Origin of the sequence: Mailhella massiliensis, from assembly GCF_900155525.1 — a bacterium.
Lineage (GTDB): Bacteria > Desulfobacterota > Desulfovibrionia > Desulfovibrionales > Desulfovibrionaceae > Mailhella > Mailhella massiliensis.
The window spans coordinates 730,207-752,416 of the sequence record NZ_LT706951.1; the positions used below are offsets into that span (position 1 = coordinate 730,207).

Annotated in this window: 20 protein-coding genes; 14 read left to right on the plus strand and 6 right to left on the minus strand. The window is 61.4% G+C overall.

Features of this window, described 5'->3' with window-relative positions:
- Positions 1 to 404: 404 nt before the first annotated feature.
- The 4 genes from CZ345_RS08940 to CZ345_RS08955 all read right to left on the minus strand — a co-directional run bounded on the left by CZ345_RS08940 (position 405) and on the right by CZ345_RS08955 (position 3,831).
- A complete protein-coding gene (locus CZ345_RS08940) occupies positions 405 to 1,472 on the minus strand; it encodes an LptF/LptG family permease (RefSeq protein ID WP_077072787.1) in 1,068 nt (355 codons plus the stop codon).
- Positions 1,469 to 2,644: an LPS export ABC transporter permease LptF gene (gene lptF, locus CZ345_RS08945; protein WP_077072788.1), complete on the minus strand. Its 1,176-nt coding sequence runs from the start codon at positions 2,642 to 2,644 to the stop codon at positions 1,469 to 1,471. Before lptF ends, CZ345_RS08940 begins: the two co-directional genes overlap by 4 nt.
- Complete coding sequence (locus CZ345_RS08950) at positions 2,641 to 2,835, minus strand: hypothetical protein (protein ID WP_077072789.1); 195 nt, start codon at positions 2,833 to 2,835, stop codon at positions 2,641 to 2,643. Before CZ345_RS08950 ends, lptF begins: the two co-directional genes overlap by 4 nt.
- A 297-nt stretch (positions 2,836 to 3,132) precedes the next feature.
- Positions 3,133 to 3,831: a metal-dependent hydrolase gene (locus CZ345_RS08955; RefSeq protein ID WP_077072790.1), complete on the minus strand. Its 699-nt coding sequence runs from the start codon at positions 3,829 to 3,831 to the stop codon at positions 3,133 to 3,135.
- A 516-nt stretch (positions 3,832 to 4,347) separates the two neighbouring features.
- On the opposite strand from CZ345_RS08955, the gene CZ345_RS08960 reads away from it, so the two are divergent.
- From CZ345_RS08960 to tsaB, 12 genes are all read left to right on the plus strand, one after another.
- Positions 4,348 to 5,055, plus strand: coding sequence for a hypothetical protein (locus CZ345_RS08960; protein ID WP_077072791.1), 708 nt, complete (start codon positions 4,348 to 4,350; stop codon positions 5,053 to 5,055).
- Between the two features lie 238 nt (positions 5,056 to 5,293).
- Complete coding sequence (locus tag CZ345_RS16610) at positions 5,294 to 5,581, plus strand: hypothetical protein (RefSeq protein WP_144277294.1); 288 nt, start codon at positions 5,294 to 5,296, stop codon at positions 5,579 to 5,581.
- 879 nt (positions 5,582 to 6,460) lie between these two features.
- Positions 6,461 to 7,210 carry a 30S ribosomal protein S2 gene (gene rpsB, locus CZ345_RS08975; protein WP_077072794.1) on the plus strand — a complete coding sequence of 250 codons (750 nt, stop codon included), beginning with the start codon at positions 6,461 to 6,463 and terminating at the stop codon, positions 7,208 to 7,210.
- A gap of 26 nt (positions 7,211 to 7,236) precedes the next feature.
- On the plus strand, positions 7,237 to 8,067 hold the full coding sequence (gene tsf, locus CZ345_RS08980) for a translation elongation factor Ts (protein WP_077072795.1): 831 nt from the start codon (positions 7,237 to 7,239) through the stop codon (positions 8,065 to 8,067).
- Positions 8,068 to 8,190: 123 nt separating this feature from the next.
- Positions 8,191 to 9,021 carry a glycosyltransferase family 2 protein gene (locus CZ345_RS08985; protein ID WP_077072796.1) on the plus strand — a complete coding sequence of 277 codons (831 nt, stop codon included), beginning with the start codon at positions 8,191 to 8,193 and terminating at the stop codon, positions 9,019 to 9,021.
- Positions 9,022 to 9,023: 2 nt separating this feature from the next.
- Complete coding sequence (gene pyrH / locus CZ345_RS08990) at positions 9,024 to 9,740, plus strand: UMP kinase (protein ID WP_077073029.1); 717 nt, start codon at positions 9,024 to 9,026, stop codon at positions 9,738 to 9,740.
- A gap of 1 nt (position 9,741) precedes the next feature.
- The gene (gene frr / locus CZ345_RS08995; RefSeq protein ID WP_077072797.1) at positions 9,742 to 10,302 is read left to right on the plus strand and encodes a ribosome recycling factor; all 561 of its coding nucleotides are present in this window, start codon (positions 9,742 to 9,744) and stop codon (positions 10,300 to 10,302) included.
- Between the two features lie 185 nt (positions 10,303 to 10,487).
- Positions 10,488 to 11,195, plus strand: a complete 708-nt coding sequence (uppS, locus tag CZ345_RS09000) for a polyprenyl diphosphate synthase (protein ID WP_077073030.1) — start codon at positions 10,488 to 10,490, stop codon at positions 11,193 to 11,195.
- Positions 11,196 to 11,218: 23 nt separating this feature from the next.
- Positions 11,219 to 12,046, plus strand: a complete 828-nt coding sequence (locus tag CZ345_RS09005) for a phosphatidate cytidylyltransferase (protein WP_077072798.1) — start codon at positions 11,219 to 11,221, stop codon at positions 12,044 to 12,046.
- Positions 12,047 to 12,340: 294 nt separating this feature from the next.
- Positions 12,341 to 13,606 carry a 1-deoxy-D-xylulose-5-phosphate reductoisomerase gene (dxr, locus tag CZ345_RS09015; protein ID WP_077072800.1) on the plus strand — a complete coding sequence of 422 codons (1,266 nt, stop codon included), beginning with the start codon at positions 12,341 to 12,343 and terminating at the stop codon, positions 13,604 to 13,606.
- 325 nt (positions 13,607 to 13,931) lie between these two features.
- Positions 13,932 to 15,026, plus strand: coding sequence for an RIP metalloprotease RseP (gene rseP / locus CZ345_RS09020; RefSeq protein WP_077073031.1), 1,095 nt, complete (start codon positions 13,932 to 13,934; stop codon positions 15,024 to 15,026).
- 4 nt (positions 15,027 to 15,030) lie between these two features.
- The gene (gene tsaB, locus CZ345_RS09025; RefSeq protein WP_077072801.1) at positions 15,031 to 15,810 is read left to right on the plus strand and encodes a tRNA (adenosine(37)-N6)-threonylcarbamoyltransferase complex dimerization subunit type 1 TsaB; all 780 of its coding nucleotides are present in this window, start codon (positions 15,031 to 15,033) and stop codon (positions 15,808 to 15,810) included.
- Positions 15,811 to 16,355: 545 nt separating this feature from the next.
- Here the strand turns inward: tsaB and CZ345_RS09030 are convergent.
- Together CZ345_RS09030 and CZ345_RS09035 are read right to left on the minus strand one after the other, a co-directional pair.
- Positions 16,356 to 16,979 (minus strand): nitroreductase family protein, encoded by a 624-nt coding sequence (locus CZ345_RS09030; RefSeq protein WP_077072802.1) that lies wholly within the window; start codon positions 16,977 to 16,979, stop codon positions 16,356 to 16,358.
- Between the two features lie 50 nt (positions 16,980 to 17,029).
- Complete coding sequence (locus CZ345_RS09035; protein ID WP_077072803.1) at positions 17,030 to 17,956, minus strand: helix-turn-helix transcriptional regulator; 927 nt, start codon at positions 17,954 to 17,956, stop codon at positions 17,030 to 17,032.
- A 964-nt stretch (positions 17,957 to 18,920) separates the two neighbouring features.
- On the opposite strand from CZ345_RS09035, the gene CZ345_RS09040 reads away from it, so the two are divergent.
- Positions 18,921 to 20,153 carry an efflux RND transporter periplasmic adaptor subunit gene (locus tag CZ345_RS09040; protein ID WP_077072804.1) on the plus strand — a complete coding sequence of 411 codons (1,233 nt, stop codon included), beginning with the start codon at positions 18,921 to 18,923 and terminating at the stop codon, positions 20,151 to 20,153.
- A 109-nt stretch (positions 20,154 to 20,262) separates the two neighbouring features.
- Positions 20,263 to 22,206: a MacB family efflux pump subunit gene (locus tag CZ345_RS09045; protein WP_077072805.1), complete on the plus strand. Its 1,944-nt coding sequence runs from the start codon at positions 20,263 to 20,265 to the stop codon at positions 22,204 to 22,206.
- The last annotated feature ends 4 nt before the right edge of the window (positions 22,207 to 22,210 follow it).

Below are 22,210 nucleotides of genomic sequence, written 5' to 3' on the forward strand. Positions count from 1 at the left end.
TGTAGTATTATCCCTACGGGATTGTTACTCATTTGTCTCGAATGGGGGGGGCTGACGTGAGCTCCTCACATCTGCACCCCATTCGAGTTCAACGCATCAAGCCCATATACTTTGAATCATAGATACTTTAAAGAAGATTTTCCAGCGTCAGAGTGTAAAAATATATATTTTACATACTTTCTTATCTTGTACAATATCTTTTTTTCAACGCTCTTCTGTATATACTTTACTATTATACCTCTTTATTTTGTGATTTTCCCTTTTAGCAAATAGTTATGTGGCCATGCACTAGCTTTTCCGGCGTGGTGCATTGTCCCGCGTGCCTTTCCTGCCTTTTCTTCCTGCCTGTTAAACACGGAAACGGCGGGGGATTCCCGCCGTTTCCGCATGGTTCTGCCGAAAGATCAGCGCCGCACGCTTACGAGGTAGAGGCGGCCGAGCGCCACGAGAAGCAGCAGAGCATCCGGGCCCCAGGCGGCCATGACGGGGGGCAGAGAACCCATCTGGCCCAGGGATTCGCCGAACATGGTAAGCGAGTACATGACGAAGGTTGCGGCCATGCTGAGGGCCACGGCGATATAGATATTGGAATTCCAGGAAACGATGGCCGCGCCGAGCAGGGCCATGACCACGAGGGAGGCGGCGTAGGATATTTTGCCGTGCCACACGGTACGCAGGCCTTCCACGTTGGAACCGGCCTGGCCGAGCTGCTCGATGGCATCGCCGAGCTGCCAGAGGGGAAGCTGCTGGAGGCTGTTGGATTCCGTGGAGAAGAACAGTTCCGGGTCCTGATGCAGGGGCAGTTCCAGGCGGGGCAGTTTTTCGCGCCGGTAGGTATCGGGGTGCACGCGTTCGGCATCGGCGGCGACCCAGCCGTTCACGCCGCCCTTCACGCGGGGGGCGCGGATGATGACATCCACGTCGGAAGCATCGTCGCGCACATGGAAGGCGGAAAAGCCGGTTCCCTCACCGTCGGGCTTCAGGGCGTCGATGGAAACGGTCCAGCCGTTTTCCATGAACCACACGTCGCGGATGGTACGCTGGCTCAAATCCTGCTTGCGCACCTCTTCCCGCCATATCTGCTGGGAATAGCGCTCGCCCTGCACACCGAGGAACTGCGAGCAGGCGAACTGCACGCCGCCCCAGAACACTCCGCAGAACACGAGCACCATGGCCACGGTAAAGAAGGAAATCCCCCCGGCATGGAGGGCGGTAAGCTCCCTGCTGTGTCCCATGAGGCAGAGCGTCACCACCGTGGCGAGGAGGAACACGGCAGGCAGAATCTGCGCGATGATGGAAGGCAGGCGCACGCCGAAGTACTGGAGGATAAGTCCGAGGCCCGACCCCGCCTCGATGAAGATATCCACGCGCTCCACAATGTCGGTAAGCAGGTACAGGCCCACGCCGAGCCCCATGATGAGCAGCAGAAGCCGCGCGTGCCGCCGGAAGATGTAACGGAAAAGCAGGCTCATGCCTTATCCTCCTTCTTCTTTTTTCTGCGGCCTCTGCGCGATTCCCAGTATTCCGTGATGCGCGGCATTCTCTCCTGCGCGGCAAGCCTCATGCCGTACAGACCGAGGAGGAGAAACACGGCGTTGGGCACCCACAATCCTATGGAGGGCGCAAGGTCGCCGCTTTCCCCCAGACTTATGCCCAGCATGAGCAGGCTGTAATAGACAAGGAAGAGCATAAGCGCCATGAGCACGCCCGTCTGCTGCTTGAGCCCCTGGAAGGACGTGGCGATGGGAATGACGAAGATGCACAGCACCACGCACGCCAGCGGGAACACATAACGCTTGTGCCGCTCCACCACTATCTTGCGCGCCATGCGCGGGTCGGTCTTCTGCAGAGCGCGCTCGTTTTCCTTGTCGTACAGGCGCTGCCAGGTGTATTCCTTGGGCTTTACCGGCCCCATGTCCACACCCTGGAAAAGGGAATCGAAGCTCAGGCGCACGGCGTATTCCTGAAAGCCCATGATGGAAAGGGTCTGGTCCTTTTCCGTATAGCTGCGGCCGTTCTTGAGCAGAAAGATGATTTCGCCGTTCTCATAGTCGGCGTCCAGACTGCCGTCCGGGGCAAGAATGGTCATGGTGGTGTCGGCGGCGCGGCGGTCTTCCACCATCACGCCCGCCAGCGTGCCGGTCATGGGGTCCACCTTGCGGGCGAACATGACCATGTTGGGCACGTCCTTGTTGAACACGCCGGGCTGCACCACCACGCGGGCGCTGCTGCTTGCAATGTTCAGCACCTCGGAACGGAAGTTTCCCATACCCCAGGCCTGCCAGTACAGGGAAATCCAGAAGCCGAACAACGCGCAGAGCACGGAGAAGAACAGCGGCGCGGGCAGCATCTGGTACAGGCTTACGCCGCCCGCCTTGAGGGCCACAAGCTCCCTGTCGGTGCTCATGCGCAAAAAGGTGAGAAACACCGACAGCATACACGCAATGGGGCAGATGATGAGCAGAAAGAACGGACTGAGGTAGCCGAACAGGCGCAGCGTATCCCAGATGTTCAGCTCAAGGCCGAGCAGCATGTCGCGAAGCTGCAGGGCGCGGCCCATGAGAATGAACAGCAGAAGCACGGCCATGGAAAGAAGAAAGGTCTTGGCGTGCTCCATGAACAGGCGTCGCTGAAGCAGATTCATGCGCGCGCCTCATCCGCCTGCATGGTAAAAAGGCGCTCGAGCGCCTCCTGATCGAGGGGCGAAAGGTTGAAGCGCACGCCCGCGCCGTCCAGAAGTTCGGCCGTGCTCTCGGTGGGGCATTCCCGCCTGCGTTCCACCATATACCGGAGCGCGCGGCGCACGAGTTCCTCATGCTGCATAACGGTAGCCATAGTTTCTCCACATGCGTCTGATTCCGGGCACGCACCCGGAAAAACGGGGCGGAGGTACCGCTCCCGGTTCTGAAAAGAGGATATGCGGAAAGCTTTCACGGGCTTTCCGCTTTTGTCAATCCATAAAAAGGCGCGCCCCGGCCAAACGCAGAACACACGCCTCTCTTCCGGGCAGGCCGGAAGGCAGTACGCGCGGCCTTTGCCGCCGCGCCGGAACATGCCCCGCGCCGCAGGCGGACTGCGGAAAAAGGCGGAAGGCCCGCCCGGCGTGCCGGGGGGCCTTCACCGGCCTTCTGGTCAGTCCAGAACGATCATTTCCCCGGGTTCCATCACAAGAGGACGGCATTCGGGCGCGTGGCGCTTCAGGGCATCCACAAAGGCGTCGGCATTCTGCGCCAGCACGGGGAAGGTCTTGTAGTGTATGGGCATGGCCACGGGGGCCTTCAGCAGCGCGGCGGCCTTGGCGGCCAGCTCGCCGTCCATGGTGAACACGCCGCCTGCGGGCAGCAGGGCCAGGTCGAGGCGGAAGCGGTCGGCAATGAGCGCCATGTCGCCGAACAGGCCGGTATCGCCGGCATGATAAATGGTGTGTCCGCCGGGCATTTCCACCACATAGCCCACGGGGGAACCTATGGCCGCGGAATGGAAGGCCTGGGTCATGGTAATCTTCACGCCCTTTTCCTCAAGCGTGCCGTCCACATTGCCGCCCATGCCGTAGTTGATGATCTGCCCCGCAGGCACGCCGTGTTCGCGGAACCATCCCACAAGGTCGGCAATGCAGAAGAGCGTCGCGCCCGTGGTACGCACGATTTCCACGGTCTGGCCCATATGGTCGCCGTGGTCGTGGGTGACGGCCACAATGTCCGGCCTCGGAATTTCCCTCCAGTCGGGGGCAAAGGGGTTGCCTTCAAAAAACGGGTCGATAAGCACGGAAACGCCGTTTTCACTGAACATGACATTGGAGTGTCCGTACCAGGTAAGGTGCAGCTGCGACATGGGTATCCTCCTCAAGAGGGGGTTCGGGTGCAGAAAAAAGCCGCCCGCCCCGCATAAGAGACGGCGGCGGAACTTTTCTTTTAATATTCCGGCGGCTCCCGGTCAAGCCGCGCAGGGAGACTCCCCGAGGCGCGCTTCGTGCAGGACGGCCTTCCGCCCCCGGCTTCTCCGGGACGCCCCCCGCCTCCGCCCGCCGCCAGGCACCGGAAACGGAAAACCGCAGACGAGGGGCTTTTCTCTTCCGGGCGGCGCGCCTTGCGCCCGGAGCGATGGCCGGAAAAAACATTTCCGCGTGGTTCCGCGTACCGGCCGCATTCCCGTCCGGCGCCTCTTCTGCATCCGGCAGTCAGCCTCCCCAGACGAGGGAAACGTCTTCCCTGCCGCAGCGCCTGCCGCCCGACGGAGCGTTTCCGCCGCCCTGCGCAGCGCCTCTTCGGCACGAAAGCCTGCCGCGCCTTGACAAAAGGCCCTTTGCGGGCAACTCTCACCCATCGGCCTCTGCCGCAAGGAACCTTCATGACGCGCTTTTTCCTTCTCCTCGCCCTTGCCCTCATGCTTCCGCTCTTTCCGGCCCACGCCTTCGACGACGGGGTGGACCAGCTTGTTTTCGCCACGCCCGACACCTTCACCGAACTTGCCGACCGGGAATCCGACCTTTTCAAGGATACGGAAGAACAGGCCGTCTCCCACGGCAGACTGCTCAAAATGTATCTGCCGCAGTACATGGCCCATCAGTACCGCTACGGCAGCCGCGACGCGGTGACGCGCCAGGTGCTCATCTGCGCCATGGAGGGGCAGAAGCGCCCCCTTACCCCGAAGGATGCGGAACTTCTGGCCCGCTCCACGGAAGGGCTGTTCATCGGCTTTTCCCGCATTCCGCGCAGCCGCACCGACACCCCGGCCCAGGAAATGGAAAACCGGGAAAAGGCTCTCCGGCGCGCGCTGGAAAACGGTTCCCCCCTGCTGGTGGATTCGCAGCGCACCTCCAGCGCCTTCCTCTACACCTGCCTCATCCATTATAATATGATGGAACGCGGGCCGAAGAGCTTCCTCTCCACGGCCATGGCCACGGCCGTGGTTCCGGTGAAGGATACCGTGCTCTTCGTCACGGTGAGTTCCATTCTCGGCAACGACAACCCCGAACCCCACCTCGACTGGGTGAAGGAAACGGCCGGAACCTTTGCGGACATGATAGTCCGCGCCAACAAACCGGAAAAGAAGTGATCCCCGCCGGAGGCTCCGCCGCCCCCCTTCAATGAAAAACGGACAAAAAGATGCTTGGTGTCGGCGCAATAATACAGATCGCGGAACATCATGCACAACTATTCGTCCATGCTTCAACATTGATGGCTGATTTTATTCTCTCCGTCAGTGAAAAAGAAAATAGCAGTTCGACAACGCATTCTATTTCCACAACGCATAACTGATAAAATTATTCAACCATAAAAAAGGCAGGTTGATTATGAATAATCCGTGGCTGCATCTCCCCCACGCCGCTCCGTTCATCCTCCCGGAAGATACGGATAGCGTTGCCAAATTCAATGAACGATGCCATCCTGATAAAAAAATACACACGGAGCTTCCGCCAGAACCTTATGCAGGACGAAGGGACGCTCCTATTGTCCTGTTGATGCGGCGTCCCGGCTATCATCCTGACGATGAGACGTACATGCTCAAAGATGCCGCATTTGCCGCCAGCATGGAGCGCACGCGTGCATTTGAGAAACAGGAATATCCTTTTATCATCTGAATGAAAAGTATCCTGAAAATCCCGGATTTCATTATTGGAACAAGCGATTAAAGGAGCCTATTCAGGAAGTTGGATTACACGCCTGTGCCCAGAAATTTTTACTGCTCCAGCTGTACCCCTATAAAACAAATGCATATATAAAAGAAGTGCTTCCGTCATTTTCTTTTACCAAGGAAATCCTATATGAAGCGATGCAAAGAAAGGCTATCATTATTCAAATGGTTGGAGCCAGTGAATGGAATCAACATGTTCCAGAGTTAAAAGATTACAAATGCTTCACATGTAAAAGCAAGATCAATCCGACCATAAGCCCAGAAAATATCGAACCAAAAGAAGAATACGAGCAAATACTTGATGCCATCAAAAAAAATATACCGGCATAAGTCTTTGCTCTCATTACTTCAGCCTGATACGTTTGCTGATCGCAATTTTGGGAAAAATTAAATAATTTTCAAGAAGCCCGAACAAAAACAGATAAAACAAAATGATCATTTTTTATTCTTCCCATACCAGGATGAACTGCTGTGAATCTTAAGCCACTGAGGCAGAAAAGCGCGGGTATTTTCCGCCCCGCCGGTACGGCACAGCGGCTCACGCCCGCATGCAGAAATACCGCGCCCGGCACGATTCCGGGCGCCGCCTTTTCTCCCCTCCCCGGCCGCATGGCCCGCCTTCCGTCCGGGATTTTCCGCGGCCTTTCCGGCCCGGCGCGCCTTCAAACAAACGCTTGCCTTATGCGGGAAAATGGGGTAGAAATTCCCGGTTACACACAATGCACACATCGGCAGCGGCCAGGGTTCCCGCGCGGCGACGTCGCCCCCGGGTGAAGGGCCAGGGTCGATGTGGAAGACAAACCCTTTTTTTCCAAGGAGAATTACCATGGCTTACGTCAGCATGAAACAGATGCTGGAAACCGGTGTGCACTTCGGTCACCAGACCCGTCGCTGGAACCCCAAGATGCGTCCCTTCATCTTCGGCGCCCGCAACGGCATCCATATCATCGACCTCCAGCAGACTGTGAAGCTGTTCCGCACCGCCCATGACAAGATCGTGGAAACCGTGGCCAACGGCGGCAAGGTGCTCTTCATCGGCACCAAGCGCCAGGCTCAGGAAGCCGTGGCCGCCGAAGCTGCCCGCGCCGGTCAGCCTTCCGTGACCAACCGCTGGATGGGCGGCACCCTCACCAACTTCGTGACCATCCAGAAGAGCATCGAACGTCTGAAGAAGCTCGAAGCCATGTTCGCCGACGGCTCCATCAACCGTTACCAGAAGAAGGAAATCCTCAGCTTCCAGCGCGAACTGGACAAGCTGAACCTCACCCTGGGCGGCATCAAGGACATGGACAGCCTTCCCCAGCTCGTGTTCATCATCGACCCCCATCGTGAAGAAATCGCGGTGAAGGAATGCCGCAAGCTCGGTATCCCGATCGTGGCCGTGACCGACACCAACTGCGATCCCGACGTCATCGACTACATCATCCCCGGCAACGACGACGCCATCCGCGCCATCAAGCTGTTCGTGAACGCCATGGCCGAAGCCTGCATCGAAGGCGCCGCCCAGAGCAAGGAAGTGGCCGATCCCGAAGCCGCCATGCAGCAGGCCGCCGAAACGGCCGAAGCTGCGGAATAACCCTTTTCTCTCAAGGAGCAATGACAATGGCTATTACCGCTGCCATGGTGAAGGAGCTGCGCGACAAGACGGGCGCTGGCATGATGGACTGCAAGAAGGCCCTCACCGAATGTGAAGCCGACGTGGAAAAGGCTCTCGACTGGCTCCGCCAGAAGGGTCTTTCCAAGGCCGCCAAGCGTGCCGACCGCGCCACCTCCGAAGGCGTGATCGCCTGCGCCACCGGCAACAACGGCAAGGTGGCCGCCATCGTTGAAGTGATGACGGAAACCGACTTCGTGGCCCGCGGCGAAAAGTTCCAGGACTTCGCCAAGACCGTGGCCGAAGAAGTGGCCGCGAACGCCCCTGAAAATCTGGACGCCTTCCAGGACCGTGTGAACGATCTGGCCGCCTCCACCGGCGAAAAGACCGTGCTCGGCCGCTTCGTGCGCATGAGCATCGAAGGCGAAGGCACCGTGGGCGCCTATGTGCACTCCAACGGCAAGCTCGCCGTTCTGGTGGAAGTTCTCACCGACAAGGCCGCCGATGAAAACGTGGCCGAATTCGCCAAGAACGTGGCCATGCAGATCGCCGCTTCCAACCCCCTGGCTCTCGACGCCTCCAGCCTCGACCCCGCCCTTCTGGAACGCGAACGCGAAGTGTACCGCCAGAAGGCCCTTGCCGAAGGCAAGCCCGAAAAGATCATCGACAAGATCGCCGAAGGCGCCGTGAAGAAGTACTGCAAGGAAGTGTGCCTGCTCGACCAGGCCTACATCCGCGACGACAAGATGAGCGTGCAGGACCTCATGAAGGCCACCGCCAAGGCCGCCGGCTGCAACGTCACCATCGGCAAGTTCGTCCGTATCCAGCTCGGTGCGTAGTTTGCCATAAGGGCGACTTTTCTTGAAAAGTCGCTCCGGCGAGCTTGAATCCGAACTCAGTTCAGGATACAAGGGGAGAGAACATTTCTCTCCCCTTTTTTATGCCTTTTTCACGGATGGACCATGGAAGACCGCGTACGCCTCACCGCCCTCATCATTACCCTGAATGGGGAACGACTTCTCGGCAAGTGTCTTGAATCCCTTTCCTTCTGTGACAGAATCCTCATCGTCGATTCCTTCAGTTCCGACAGAACGGAAGAAATAGCGAAGGAACACGGGGCCATCTTCATTCAGAACAAATGGCCCGGCAACGCGAAGCAGATACGCTACGGCATCGACTGGCTTGCGGCCAACGCGCCCACGGACTGGGTGCTCATGCTCGACTGCGACGAGATCATCTCTCCCGAGCTTCGGGCGAGCATTCTTGCCGCCCTCGCCTCCCCCGGCGACAAGACGGCCTTTTCCATGCCCCGGCGCACCTGGTATTTCGACAGGTTCCTCATGCACGGCGGCTCCTACCCCGACAGGCTGTTCCGCCTGTTCCTGCCGGAGGCCATCCGCATCGACAACAACGGCGCGCATCAGAAGTTCGTTCCCGCAGGGCCCTACGGGGAGCTTTCGGGCGACATGCTGCACTACACCTACTGCAGCTTCCAGAACCAGCTCGAAAAGCTCAACGACTATGCGGAACGCGGCGCGCGCGATCTTGAGGCGCAGGGGCGCAGGGGCGGCGTTGCCGCAGGGCTTCTGCACGGCTCCTGGCGCTTCATCGACATGTACATACGAAAGCTCGGCTTTCTTGACGGCCGTGCGGGCTTTCTCATGGCCGCGCATACGTCGTTCTACACGTTTCTCAAATATGTCCGCATACATGAGGGCGGCTGGGGCGCTCCCTACGAGCACGGCCTCTCCCATGCGGGCGAATCCACACACCCTGATTCCAGAAGAGGCTGATGATGAGCGAACTCAAATACCGGCGCGTGCTGCTCAAACTGAGCGGCGAAGCTCTCGCCGGTGAAAAAGGCAGTGGCATAGATCCCGATACCGTGCAGCTCATCTGCAAGGAAATCGCCGACGTGGCGAGACTCGGCGTACAGCTTGCGCTGGTCATCGGCGGCGGCAACATCTTCCGGGGGCTTTCCACCTCGGCCAAGGGCATGGACCGCTCCAACGCCGACTACATCGGCATGCTCGCCACGGTGATGAACGCCGTGGCCGTGCAGGACGCGCTGGAAAAGATGGACTGCCCCACCCGTGTGCTTTCCGCCATCGACATCCGGGAACTGTGCGAACCCTACATCCATCGCCGCGCCATACGCCACATGGAAAAGGGGCGCATCATCATCTGTGCGGCGGGCACGGGCAACCCCTATTTCACCACCGACACGGCGGCGGCCCTGCGCGGCACGGAACTCAAGTGCGACGCCATCATCAAGGCCACCAAGGTGGACGGCGTTTACGACAAGGACCCCATGAAGCACAGCGACGCGGTACGCTTCGACGAGCTCTCCTATGACGAGACGCTGCGCCGCCACCTCAAGGTCATGGACGCCACGGCCATCACTCTGGCCCAGGAAAACAGCGTGCCCGTCATCGTGTGCAGCATGTTCGGCGGTCACATCAAACGCGTTGTCTGCGGCGAAGCGGCAGGCACCATAGTAAAGGGAGAATAACATGGATATCGAGACTCTGCAGCTCGACGCCGAAGAACGTATGGAAAAGGCCCTCGTCGCGCTCGACCGCGACTTCGGCAAACTCCGTACCGGCCGCGCCACCACGAGCCTGGTGGACAACATCAAGGTGGACTACTACGGAACGCTCACGCCCATACAGCAGCTCGCCTCCGTGGCCGTGCCCGACAGCCGCACCGTCACCATCCAGCCCTGGGACCGCAACGCCTTCTCCCCTGTGGAAAAGGCCATTCTGAAGTCCGACCTGGGCCTTACGCCCATGAACGACGGCCGCCTCATCCGCATCACGGTTCCGCCGCTCACGGAAGAACGCCGCCGCGACCTCACCAAGGTGAGCAAGAAGTACACGGAAGATGCGAAGGTCGCCATGCGCAACATCCGCCGCGACGTGAACGACGCGCTCAAGAAGCTGGAAAAGGACAAGGAAATTTCCGCGGACGAGCTGAAGAAGGCCATGGACGAGGTGCAGAAGCTCACCGACGCCTATGTGAAGAAGGCCGACGTGAAGGCTCAGGCCAAGGAAAAGGAAATCATGGAAATCTGACCCGTTCCGGGCCGGGCGGCATGCGCCGCCCGGTGCGGCGGTTCCGGCATGCTCCGCCGTACGGGCCCGGAGCGCATGCGCGTTCTGCGCGCTTTTTCGAGAAAAAACGCCCGCCGGTGCGGAAGGGGCCTCATGCGGCCTTTTTTCTCAACACGGGCGTTTTTTCCATACCGACAGGAACAAGGATGGAAGAAAAGCTTCCCGAGCACATCGCCGTCATCATGGACGGCAACGGCCGCTGGGCCAGGGAACGGGGCCTGCCCCGCTCCAGGGGGCATCTTGCGGGGGTGGACGCGGTGCGCGCCCTGGTGCGCGAGTGCCGCCGCCTCGGCATAGGATACGTCACCGTCTATGCCTTTTCCCGGGAAAACTGGCGGCGGCCCGAAACCGAAGTCAGCTTTCTTTTCGACCTGTTTCTGCAGTTTCTGCGGCAGGAACTGCCCGAACTCATGAAGGAAGACATACGCCTTTCCTTCATCGGCGAAGCGGGCGACCTGCCCTTTGCCGTGCGCCATGCCCTGGAATACGCCATGAAGAAAACGGCCGGCAACCGCTCCATGGTGTTCACGCTGGCCATAAGCTACGCCGGGCGGGAGGAAATACTGCGCGCCGCGCGGCTTGCGCTGGAAAAAGGCCTGCGCCCGGAAGAACTCACGGAAGAAGCCTTCCGCACCCTGCTCTACGACCCGGCCCTGCCCGACCCCGACCTTGTCATCCGCACCAGCGGGGAGGAGAGGCTCAGCAATTTCCTGCTGTTCCAGAGCGCCTATGCGGAACTCTACTTCAGCCCCGTGCTCTGGCCGGACTTCGGGCCGGAAGAGCTGAAAAAAGCCCTTACAAGCTATGCCGGGCGGGTACGCCGCTTCGGCAGGACGGATGAACAGCTGCGCTGAGCCGCCAGCGGAAGGAATGTGCTATGAACGAAAAATTTCGCGCCGCATCGCTGAGTCTGCGGCTCATCACGGCCGCGGTGCTCGCGGCGGTGCTCATTGCCGCGTGGACCATGGGCGGCTGGTATGTCGCCGCGCTCGTGGCGGTGCTCGCCGTGGCGGGCATGGGGGAATTTCTCTTTATGTTCCAGCGCGAAGGCGGCTGGGTCATGAAAATCCTCGGCATTGTGCTCGCCGCAGGCTATGTGAGCGCCCATGCGCTTGCGCCCTCCTTTGCCCCCGCCCTCGCTCCCCAGTTCTGCCTGGCCTTCTGCGTCATGGCGGCGGCGCTGTACGCCCTCGTTGCCTGGAGCCGTGAAAAAACGCTCGACCCGCTGCGCCGTGCCGCGGTGCTGCTCTGCGGCATACTCTACATCCCCGTTCTTCTTTCCCCGGCCATGCACTTCACCCGCTGGGAACAGCTCTTCGTGGTGCTTCTGCCCGCCGCCTCCGATATGGCGGCCTATTTTGCGGGCGTGAGCTTCGGCAGGCATCCCATCTGGCCGGGCGTCAGCCCCAAAAAGAGCGTGGAAGGCGCGGCGGCCGGTCTTCTGGCCGCCGTGGCGGTGGCCTGCGCCATGGGCTTTTTCCTCGGCAAGGCAGGCCTTGTCTCCTTCGCCCTGCTCGGCGCGGTCATGGGCGTCATGGCCCAGCTCGGCGACTTCTTCGAATCCGCGCTGAAAAGAGCCGTGAACGTGAAGGACTCCAGCCGCCTGCTTCCCGGGCACGGCGGCGTGCTCGACAGGCTCGACAGCATATCCTTCTGCGTAGGCACCTACGCCTTCGCCTCGGCCCTGTATCCCTTCTTCCAGTAGACATTCCGCCCCGCGCCCTGCGCGGGGTTTTCGCATCGGCCCTTTGCCGCACGCGCCCGGCCGCGCCTTTAAAGGCCGCCTCCGCGACGCTCTTCCGGCCCCAAAGCCCGCTTCTGCTCCGCCCTTCCGAGCCCGGCATCCGTTCCGCAGCAGCGCAGCCGGCCCGCTGCGAAAAACCGCTGCGCGTTGCCCTCCTCCGGGCTGGCCGGGCAGAACGTTCTGCGCCTCTCCCGCGCTCCGGCGCCGCCGCGCCCATTCTCCCCGCACGGGGAATCTTCAAACCATAGAGGAATGTTGATGAAATACATCAGCGGCATACCCTGTGAAGCCCATGCCCTGCCCTTTCCCCGCCGCCTCGCCCTCATGGGCTGCACCGGTTCCATAGGTACCAGCACCCTGCGCGTGCTGGAATCCTGGAAGGATTCGGGGAAATTCACGGTGCAGGCCCTTGCCGCAGGCCGCAACATCGAACTTCTGGCCCGTCAGGCCGACATGTGGCGTCCGCCCTTTCTTGCCGTTCTGGAAAAGGACGGCCCCCACGGCATAGACGCGCTGCGCAGGCTTCTTCCCTCCGGCTACCGGCCGGAAATACTCTCCGGCCGGGAAGGCTACGCAGCCCTCGCCTCCCTGCCCGAGGTGGACATGGTGCTTTCCGCCCAGGTGGGCGCGGCCGGGCTCCGGGCCACGGTATCCGCCGCCCTTGCGGGCAAAACCATCTGCCTTGCCAACAAGGAATCGCTGGTGCTTGCCGGGGGGCTCATCCGCAATCTCTGCGCGCGCACGGGCGCCGTCGTCCTTCCCGTGGATTCGGAGCACTGCGCCCTGTTCGAGAGCATGGCGGGCCGCAGGGAAAGCGACATCGCCCGCCTCATACTCACGGCTTCCGGCGGGCCCTTCCGGGGCAAGAGCCGGGAATTCATGGAAAAGGTGCGCCCGCAGGACGCGCTGCGCCACCCGAGCTGGTCCATGGGCGCGAAAATCACCATCGACTCGGCCACGCTCATGAACAAGGGGCTGGAAGTCATCGAAGCCTTCCACCTCTACCATGTGGCTGTGAAGGATATCGAGGTGGTGGTGCATCCGCAGTCCGTGGTGCATTCTCTGGTGGAACTTGCCGACGGCTCGCTCATCGGTCAGCTTGCCGTGCCGGACATGCGCGTTCCCATTGCGGCCTGCCTTTCCTGGCCGTATCTGCTGGACGGGACGCGCACGAACATACGGCCGCTGCGCCTTGCCGAGGTGGGGAGCCTCACCTTTGAAGAACCGCGCCGCGACCTTTTTCCCTGCCTCGACCTTGCCTGCCGCGCGCTGGAGGCGGGGCTCACCGTCGAACTCAACGCCGCCAACGAAGTGGCCGTGGCCCGCTTCCTTGCCGAAGACATAGGCTTCACCCACATTCCCGCGCTGGTGGAGGACATGCTCGGCGCATCCACCGCAAGGCAGGATTTCACGCTGCATGACGGCCCCCTCGGGCCGCAGGTGCAGGCGGCGCTGGAAAGCATTGAAGCGTGCGACGCCGCCACCAGGGAAAAGGCCGCCCTCTGGCGCGCCCGCGCATAGCAACGCGGCGCGCTCCCGTCCGCGGCGAAGGCCTGCGCCCGGCGCGGGCCAAAACGGCACGGCAACGCAGCGTTGTGCCGCAAAAGGCCGCCTTTTCCGGGGGCCGCGCGCTTTGCGCATTGTGCTTTCAGAAAAAATTTCCTATTAATCCGCTCTGGAGATGCCGGCCCCTTTTTCCGCAAAAAAACTGCGGAAGGAGCACGCCTTCTCCGGCGGCCTGCGGATGCAGGCGGAAAAGCCGCACCTTTTCGCCCGGCGGGGGCTTTCCGGCCCCGGGCGGCAGCCATTCAACCTCAACGGGGCGCACAATGCCCTTCGGGTCTTCATGCAGTCATTACTTCACTATCTTTCCTACTGGGATTCCGCGCTGGCCGTGGTGCTGGTGTTCGGAGGGCTCATCTTCTTCCATGAACTGGGGCACTTCGTGGCCTTCCGCGCCTTCAAGGTGGGGGTCATCACCTTTTCCATCGGCATGGGGCCGAAGCTGTGCAGCTTCCGGCGCGGCAAAACGGAATACCGCCTTTCCTGGCTGCCCTTCGGCGGCTACGTTTCAGGCGTGGGCGAATACAGCGACGAGGTGGAAAGCCTCGGCTTCACGCAGGAAGAGGCCGTCACCAGCAAGCCCGCCTGGCAGAGGCTCATCATTGCCTTCGCAGGGCCGTTCATGAACCTCATCATCGCCTGGTTCATCTACTGGGGCCTCACCCTGAGCATGGGCCTTGCCGTGCCGCTGCCTCAGGCGGGCGGCATTCTGCAGGGCAGCGCGGCCATGGAGGCGGGCCTTCTGCCCGGCGACATGATCACCGCCATCGACGGCAAGCCTGTCGACCGCTGGGAACAGGTTCCCGAAACCGTGGGCGCTTCCGGCGGCCGCACCCTCAACGTGCAGGTGGAGCGCGAAGGCCGGTCCATGACCTTTTCCATGACGCCCACGCGCAGCGAGCGCACCAACATCTTCGGCGAAACGGAAACCGCCTGGCTCATCGGCGTGCAGGCCTCCGGCGCGGTACGCTATGAGGAAAAGGGTTTCTTCGAATCCGCCGTGCTCGGCCTCCGGCAGACCTGGAACATGATCGACGTCACCCTCACCGGCGTGAAGAAGCTCGTCACCGGTTCCGTGGCCGCCGATTCCGTGGGCGGGCCCATTCTCATCGCCCAGATGCTGGGCAAACAGGCCGAAGAAGGGCTTGCGCCGCTTCTGCTGCTCACCGCGCTCATCAGCGTGAACCTCGGTCTGCTCAATCTCTTCCCCATCCCGGTGCTGGACGGCGGCTCCATCCTGTTCTGCATCGTGGAAATCATCATCCGTCGTCCGGTGCCGGAAAAGGTGCAGGAATGGTCCATGCGCGTGGGCGCGGGCCTTCTCATCGCACTCATGGTCTTCGCCACCTTCAACGACGTCATGCGCTGGTTCAGGTAACGCCATGCAGGATATCACCCTTGTTCTGAACACGGCGGAAAAGCGGGTGCAGTTCGCCCTTTTCCGCGAAGGTTCCATGCTCTGCGCCGAAGACTGGCTCGCCCAGCGCGGCGGCACCGAACTGCTCGCTCCGGCGCTTGCCGAAGCCTGCGCGCGCCTCGGCTTCACCCCCGCTTCCATCGGCCGCATCGCCTGTGTGGCGGGCCCGGGCAACTTCACGGGCCTTCGCATAGGCCTCACCACCGCTTCCGCTCTGGCCCGCGCCGTGAAGGCAAAACAGGCGGGCATACACTACCTTCAGTGCCTGGCGGCCAACGCCCCGGCGCGCGAAGGCGAAGAGGTGCTCGTGCTCACCAACGCCCGGCAGGGCCTGGCCTACGGCGCGCGCTTTCGCGCCGATGCCGGGGGATGCCCCGTGCCCATGGGCCGCACCTTCCTGCTGCCCCTGCCGCCCCTGCCCGAAGGCTTTACCCCGGGCAACCCCGCCTTCGTGCTCGGCAGCGCCGTGAACAGCAATCTTGCCTGCCTGAAGGCGGCCCTGCCCGCCTCCACGCGCATCCTTACCGGCGATGCCGCCACCCCCGCCCCGGCTTCCCTGGCCGCCCTGGTACGCGCCATCGACTGGGAAAAGGAAGACGGCTCCGATATTCCGCCCCTCTACATGCGCGACTGCGACGCCGTGGAAAACCTCGACGCCATAGCCCGCGCCCAGGGCCGCACCCCGGAAATCGCCCATCAGGAACTGGAACGCCTCACCCACGCTTCCCTTACCCTGATGGAATAACCTTCCCCAACGCAGGGCGGGAAGCCACGCTTCCCCTCCTTTGCCCGAGCGGGGCAAAGGCCCGCCGGAGCCGGAACTCTGTTCTGTGAACAGAACCCGCACGGCGGGCCTTGCGTTTAATCCGGGGGCATTCCGCCGCCGTGTCCCCGGCAGAGGATGACGGAAACAAGCTCCGGTACAGCTCACTCCGCACGGACTTCCGGCCTGCACCAAGGCTCCCGCGCACAGCGCCGCAACGGCCTTGCGGCGGCCTGCCTCTCCGGCACGGCAGGGCAAGCGGGCCCCGTGCGCTGAAAAAGCGCTCTTCGCATGACAAGGCGGGGTGAAGGAAAAGCGGAATGACTCCTCCGCCTTTTTCCGCCGGAGCCGCGGAAGACGCCGTTCCGCCGCTCCTTCCCCGCACGCGCATCCCCTCCTGCCGGACGGCCTCTCCGGCACGGCAGATTGCGGAAAGCGGCAAGGGAACATCTCAGAAAAACAGCGCGCAGGAAAGGCCCGTCATGCCGCCAGGCCTTCCCGAAACGCCCTCAGGCGCGCCTTCGGCATCACCATACGCCGAAGTGTATTCTCTCCCGCACGTTTATTTCCTTCTGCTTCGGCAGGGAAGCGTTCCTTGCCGGATACCCCAGGGCGATATAACAGGGCATGACATAGTTGTCCGGGTGCTGAAGCACCGTTCTGATATGCCCGGATTCCTCAGCCATGGGGATGCGCGTCACGCCGAAAATCCCCTCGGCGGCCGCCGCCAGCAGAATATTCTCGATGCAGCACCAGATGGAGGCGAAATCGTTGAGGGAACTCAGCGAGGTGGGATGCAGCAGCGGTTCCTTCACCCGGAAAAAGGGAAGGATGAGACAGCCCGCGTTGTACAGCATGGAAAACTGCCTCGGCATGGCCTCGTGGAACATGGCGCGCTGATCGGCATCGGTAAGGCCGAAGCCGTCGAGCATGGCGTCGCATTCCTCCCGGCTGGTCATGTTCCTCACCCGCAGCAGTCTTGCCCGGGCTTCCCTGTCGTTGACGATGACGAATTCCCACTGGCGCAGATGCGTGTTGCTCGGCGCCTTCAACCCGGCGTCCAGCAGGCGCTCCACGGTTCTGCCGTCCACGGGCCTGTCTTCAAAATCCCGCACGGTTCTCCTCGTCGCCATGGCCTGATAAACGTCCATTGTTTTCCTCCTTCGGCAGATTGTGACACAGGAATGGAGGAACCATAGCGTCAGGAATCGGACAGACGCCCGTCATATTTCTTCTGCATCAGGCGGATTTTTTCCCTCAGCGTCTCGCGCAGCGCTTCAGGTTCAAGCACTTCCAGCGCATCGGCAAAGGAAAGCAGATAGCCCGTGAGCCATTCGTTGACGGGCATGGGCTCATCGATGAGGAACGACCCGTCCGGCTGGGGAAGAACGGCCTCTTCGGGAAACTCGTCGAACACGCGAAAGGCATGTTCCGCCTTCACCCGGAGCCGCACCCGCTGCATCGCGCAGCTTGCGGCATAATCCGGGGCCGCCATGGGGTCCGTCTGCATGGTGCGCTCGAAATGCTCCTCCGTCACCCGCAGATTCCGTATGCGCGAGGCCCGCAATATCATTTCACGGTTTTTCCCGCGGTCAAACACACATACATACCAGGCCCGTTCCCGAAACAGCAGGCACAAAGGCTCCGCACATTTTTCCGAAACGCGGTTTTCCGAACTGAAGTAGGTGAAGGTGATGACCTTTCTGCCGAGAATCGCCGCCTTCAGCCCGTCGAACTTCTCCCTATCGAAGCCGGAACCGCACCAGGAGGAAAAATCCACACGCAGCCAGCTCTGCTCCGCGCCCTTGCGGAACAGGGCGGCAAGCTTGCGGAAGGCCTCGTCGGCCCCGGAGTATCCCGCCCCCTGCAACGCCTGCAGGCCGTGCAGCACATCCGCCTGCTCCTGTGCGGTCATGAATGTTCTGTCCAGGGTGAATTCCCTGAGCAGCCCCACGCCCCCGCCGTAGCCCCGGCTGGAGCAGATGGGAATCCCCGCCAGACTCAGGGCATCCAGATCCCTCTGCACGGTTCTTACGGAAACGGAACAGTATTCCGCAAGCTCCCGGGCCGTAACGCGGGACCCCTTCATCAAAAACAACAGAATCCTGAAAAGACGCTCCACCTGCATATCATGCCGCCCCTTATGCCGTTCCGACCATGCCCTCCGAGGCCCCCCGATTAATACATGGTTCTTCTCTTCCAGGCAAACGCCGACGACACAAAGACCTGCCGCAACACGGCCGGGCCCCCGCCTTCTGCCGGACGATGCGAACGCCCTTCGTCAAGGAACACTCCGCACGGACTTCCGGCCTGCACGGAATCTGCCGCGCACAGCGCCGCAGCGGCCTTGCAAAGGGAGGGACCTTTCCTTCGCAATCAACGGCGGAAGCAGGCAAAAGCACACCCCTCTTGAAATCTCTTCCTTTGACACGACGGCCCGGCGCAGGCCGGGACGGAGTCGGCCTGCGTGAGCGGGGCCGAAGGACACGCTCACACGGCAAGGGCGGCCCGAACGCGGAAGGCAAAACACGCCCGCCCCCTCCCTTTCCGGCCCAATGGCGGCCTCCGGTCCGGCTTATGCCGTGCGGCAACGCCCTTTGCCCCTGCCCTGCCTGTCCGGCGGAGTGGCCGTTCGACCGCGCAGATACGGCGGACAGGCAACACGCCTTCCGCGGCCGGAGCACCCCGAAACAGCCGCGAATCGAAGGGAAACTTTTGCCACCCCTCCTCGTTCGGCCCTGCCTGCTGCGGGGTTCGGGGGAGATTATCTCCCCCAGAAAAGCTCTTTCTTCTCCCTCTTCCGTCCCGGCGGGGTACGGCGCGCTGCCCCGCCCGCCTTTCCGGTCGCGCTCCGGGAAGAAATTCTTTCGATTTCTTCATGAACGTAACGGAAAAGCACCCGTTTCCCATTGAAATAACAGGAAAAAATTTATACTGCAACATAAGATCGGCCAGGAGGAGACCCGAAAGGGGCAAAGCGTAATGTTTTGAAAGAAAAATTCATTTACTAGAGCGATTAAATTTCGTTATACAGAAGTCCTCGACATGTCGCCGCGCATGTTTATCCTGCAGAACCATTCCCGGAGTATCTCATGAAAAGAAAACTGTTCTTTTCCCTCATCGCGCTCCTTGCCGTTGCGGCCTGTGCCTGCTGGTGGTACGGGAAGCAACAGAGCGCCCGGCAGGTACATTACCTTACGGAAACCGTGAAGCGCGGAAACATTCGAAAAACAGTAAACGCCACGGGCGAAGTGGACGCGGTACAGCTTGTTACGGTAGGTTCGCAGGCTTCGGGCAAGATCATGGAGCTGAACGCCGTCATCGGGCAGAAGGTGAAGAAGGGAGACCTCATCGCTCAGATAGATCCCACCACGCGGCAGAACGACCTGGACACGGCGCGGGCGCTGCTGAAAACGTACCAGGCGCAGCTTGAATCGCGCAAGATTGCGCTGAAGGTGGCGCAGACCAAGTACGACCGCGAGCTGAAGCTGAGAAAGAGCGATTCCACCTCCCGTGCGAATCTGGAAGACGCGGAAAACACGCTTGCGGCGGCCAGGGCCAGCGTCACGGAAATGGAATCGCAGATACTGCAGCAGAACATTGCGGTGAACACTGCGGAAACGAACCTCGGCTACACCAAGATTGTGGCTCCGCTCGACGGGGTGATCGTGTCCGTACCGGTGAAGGAAGGTCAGACGGTGAACGCCAACCAGACCACGCCCACCATTGCCCAGATAGCGGACCTTACGGACATGGAAATCAAGATCGAGGTCTCGGAAGGCGACATTCCCTTCATCAGGGAAGGCATGAACGTGAGCTATACGCTGCTCGGCGCGCCCGACAAGGTGTACAAAACGAAGATATCCTCCATTGATCCCGGCGACACCACGCTTTCCGACGCATCCTCCTCCGGTTCGTCCTCGTCGTCCGCCTCGTCCTCGTCGTCCTCTTCGTCGTCCTCGAGCTCTTCGGCCATCTATTACTACGCCAAGGCGCGCGTTTCCAACCCCGACGGGCTTCTGCGGCTCAGCATGACCACGCAGAACGTGATCGACATTGCGGAGGCGAAGAATGTGCTCACGCTGCCCAGCCTGGTGATTCAGACGGACGGCAGCGGCGGCAGGTTCGTGCGCGTGCTCGGCAAAGACGGCGCGGTGGAAAACCGTGCGGTGGAAACGGGACTCACCAACAACGTGCTGACGGAAATCCGTTCCGGCCTTCAGGAAGGGGAAGCCGTCGTCGCCACGCAGATGTCCGCAGCGGAGCTCATGGATACGCTGGCCAATCCGCGCAGCAACCGGAAGGGCTCTCCGCCCCCCCGCTGATCCGAAGCCGCCGCCCGTGCGGCGTCCCAAAACGCCCGTTTCACCGGCATAACTGTCCCGTCTCCGGCACGCCCCGCAGGGGGCGTTTCCGGAAGGCACGGAGAACACCATGGTCACGCTTGAAGTAAAACATATAGGCAAACACTACGGCGAAGGGGAAAACCGCGTGCAGGTGCTCAAGGATGTGAACCTGAGCATCGAAAAAGGGGATTTCGTCGCCATCATCGGGCAGTCGGGTTCCGGCAAATCCACGCTGATGAATATTCTCGGCTGCCTGGACACCCCTTCGGAAGGTTCCTACTTCGTGGACGGCATCGCCACGGAGGGGCTCGGCCCGGATGAACTGGCGCGCCTGCGCGGGGAGAAGTTCGGCTTCATCTTCCAGCGCTACAACCTGCTCGCCAGCCTGAGCGCACAGGAAAACGTGGCCCTGCCCGCGGTATATGCGGGCATGGACGGCGCCACGCGCAGCGCGCGGGCCGAGGAACTGCTCCTCAAGCTGGGGCTTGAAGGCAAAACGAAGAACAGGCCCAACGAACTTTCCGGCGGCCAGCAGCAGCGCGTATCCATAGCCCGCGCCCTGATGAACGGCGGGGAAATCATTCTTGCCGACGAACCCACGGGCGCGCTGGATTCCAGAAGCGGCGAAAACGTGATGCAGCTTCTCATGCAGCTCAACGCCGAAGGGCACACGCTCATCCTCGTCACGCACGACAGGCACATTGCGGAATATGCCAACCGCATCATAGAAATCAAGGACGGCGAAGTCATCAGCGACGAACGCCGCAAGCCCGTTCTCCATGCGGCCGGTCCCGCCCTCACGCCTGCGGAAACCTCGTCCTGGCAGTACATGCGCAATCAGCTTGCCGAAGCCTTCCGCATGTCGGTACAGGCCATACTGGCGCACAAGATGCGTTCGCTGCTCACCATGCTCGGCATCATCATCGGCATCGCGTCGGTGGTGAGCGTGGTGGCGCTGGGGCGCGGTTCGCAGGAAAAGATTCTGGCGGGCATCAACGCCATGGGCACGAACACCATCGACATCATGCCGGGCCGCAGCTTCGGCGACCGCAATTCCGCGCGCTACACCACCCTTACGGTGGACGACGCCGAAGTGCTTGCCGAACAGAGCTACATCGCCAGCGCCACGCCCTCGGCCAGCACGAGCGGCACCTTCGTGTACCGCAATCTCACGTCCACCGGTTCGCTGAGCGGCGTGGGCGAGCAGTACTTCAACGTGAAGGGGCTGGAACTGGCGAAGGGGCGGCTCATCACCCGCGCGGACATCGACGAGGCGCGGGCCGTGGCCGTGCTGGACGACAACACCGTGCAGGAGCTTTTCCCCAACGGGGAAGACCCCATAGGCGAGGTCATCCTCTTCAACAAGCGGCCCTTTCAGGTGGTGGGCGTGACGAAGAAGCCCAACGCCACCTTCGGTCCGCGCAGCAATCTGACGGTATGGACGCCCTACACCGCCTTCATGACGCGGGTTTCCGGCAGCCGTACCATATCCTCCATTACGGTAAAGATAGCGGACGGCGTTTCCGCGCAGATAGCGGAAAAGGAGCTCACACGGCTCATCACCTCGCGCCACCGCGGCGTGACGGACTTTTTCACCATGAACACCGACAGCATACGCCAGACCATGGAAAGCACGACCACCACCATGCGCCTGCTCATTTCCTGCATCGCCTTCATCTCTCTGCTGGTGGGGGGCATAGGGGTCATGAACATCATGCTGGTATCGGTAACGGAGCGCACGCGGGAAATAGGCGTACGCATGGCCATAGGCGCGCGGCAGTTCAACGTGCTTCAGCAGTTTCTCATCGAAGCGGTGCTCATCTGCATCATCGGCGGCGTCACGGGCGTGCTGACCTCGGCGGGCATAGGGCTGCTGTTCAACTCCTTCATTCAGGATTTTCCCATGTCGTTTTCCGGCGCATCCATCGTGCTCGCCATCACCTGTTCCACCCTCATCGGCATTATCTTCGGGTACATGCCGGCCCGCCGGGCCTCCACGCTCAACCCCGTGGACGCGCTGGCGCAGGAGTAGCCGT

Coding starts and splice junctions, on each gene's coding strand:
- CZ345_RS08940 (WP_077072787.1), bottom strand. CDS start 1,472: ATGAGCCTGCTTTTCCGTTACATCTTCCGGCGGCACGCGCGGCTTCTG.
- lptF (WP_077072788.1), bottom strand. CDS start 2,644: ATGAATCTGCTTCAGCGACGCCTGTTCATGGAGCACGCCAAGACCTTT.
- CZ345_RS08950 (WP_077072789.1), bottom strand. CDS start 2,835: ATGGCTACCGTTATGCAGCATGAGGAACTCGTGCGCCGCGCGCTCCGG.
- CZ345_RS08955 (WP_077072790.1), bottom strand. CDS start 3,831: ATGTCGCAGCTGCACCTTACCTGGTACGGACACTCCAATGTCATGTTC.
- CZ345_RS08960 (WP_077072791.1), top strand. CDS start 4,348: ATGACGCGCTTTTTCCTTCTCCTCGCCCTTGCCCTCATGCTTCCGCTC.
- CZ345_RS16610 (WP_144277294.1), top strand. CDS start 5,294: ATGAATAATCCGTGGCTGCATCTCCCCCACGCCGCTCCGTTCATCCTC.
- rpsB (WP_077072794.1), top strand. CDS start 6,461: ATGGCTTACGTCAGCATGAAACAGATGCTGGAAACCGGTGTGCACTTC.
- tsf (WP_077072795.1), top strand. CDS start 7,237: ATGGCTATTACCGCTGCCATGGTGAAGGAGCTGCGCGACAAGACGGGC.
- CZ345_RS08985 (WP_077072796.1), top strand. CDS start 8,191: ATGGAAGACCGCGTACGCCTCACCGCCCTCATCATTACCCTGAATGGG.
- pyrH (WP_077073029.1), top strand. CDS start 9,024: ATGAGCGAACTCAAATACCGGCGCGTGCTGCTCAAACTGAGCGGCGAA.
- frr (WP_077072797.1), top strand. CDS start 9,742: ATGGATATCGAGACTCTGCAGCTCGACGCCGAAGAACGTATGGAAAAG.
- uppS (WP_077073030.1), top strand. CDS start 10,488: ATGGAAGAAAAGCTTCCCGAGCACATCGCCGTCATCATGGACGGCAAC.
- CZ345_RS09005 (WP_077072798.1), top strand. CDS start 11,219: ATGAACGAAAAATTTCGCGCCGCATCGCTGAGTCTGCGGCTCATCACG.
- rseP (WP_077073031.1), top strand. CDS start 13,932: ATGCAGTCATTACTTCACTATCTTTCCTACTGGGATTCCGCGCTGGCC.
- tsaB (WP_077072801.1), top strand. CDS start 15,031: ATGCAGGATATCACCCTTGTTCTGAACACGGCGGAAAAGCGGGTGCAG.
- CZ345_RS09030 (WP_077072802.1), bottom strand. CDS start 16,979: ATGGACGTTTATCAGGCCATGGCGACGAGGAGAACCGTGCGGGATTTT.
- CZ345_RS09035 (WP_077072803.1), bottom strand. CDS start 17,956: ATGCAGGTGGAGCGTCTTTTCAGGATTCTGTTGTTTTTGATGAAGGGG.
- CZ345_RS09040 (WP_077072804.1), top strand. CDS start 18,921: ATGAAAAGAAAACTGTTCTTTTCCCTCATCGCGCTCCTTGCCGTTGCG.
- CZ345_RS09045 (WP_077072805.1), top strand. CDS start 20,263: ATGGTCACGCTTGAAGTAAAACATATAGGCAAACACTACGGCGAAGGG.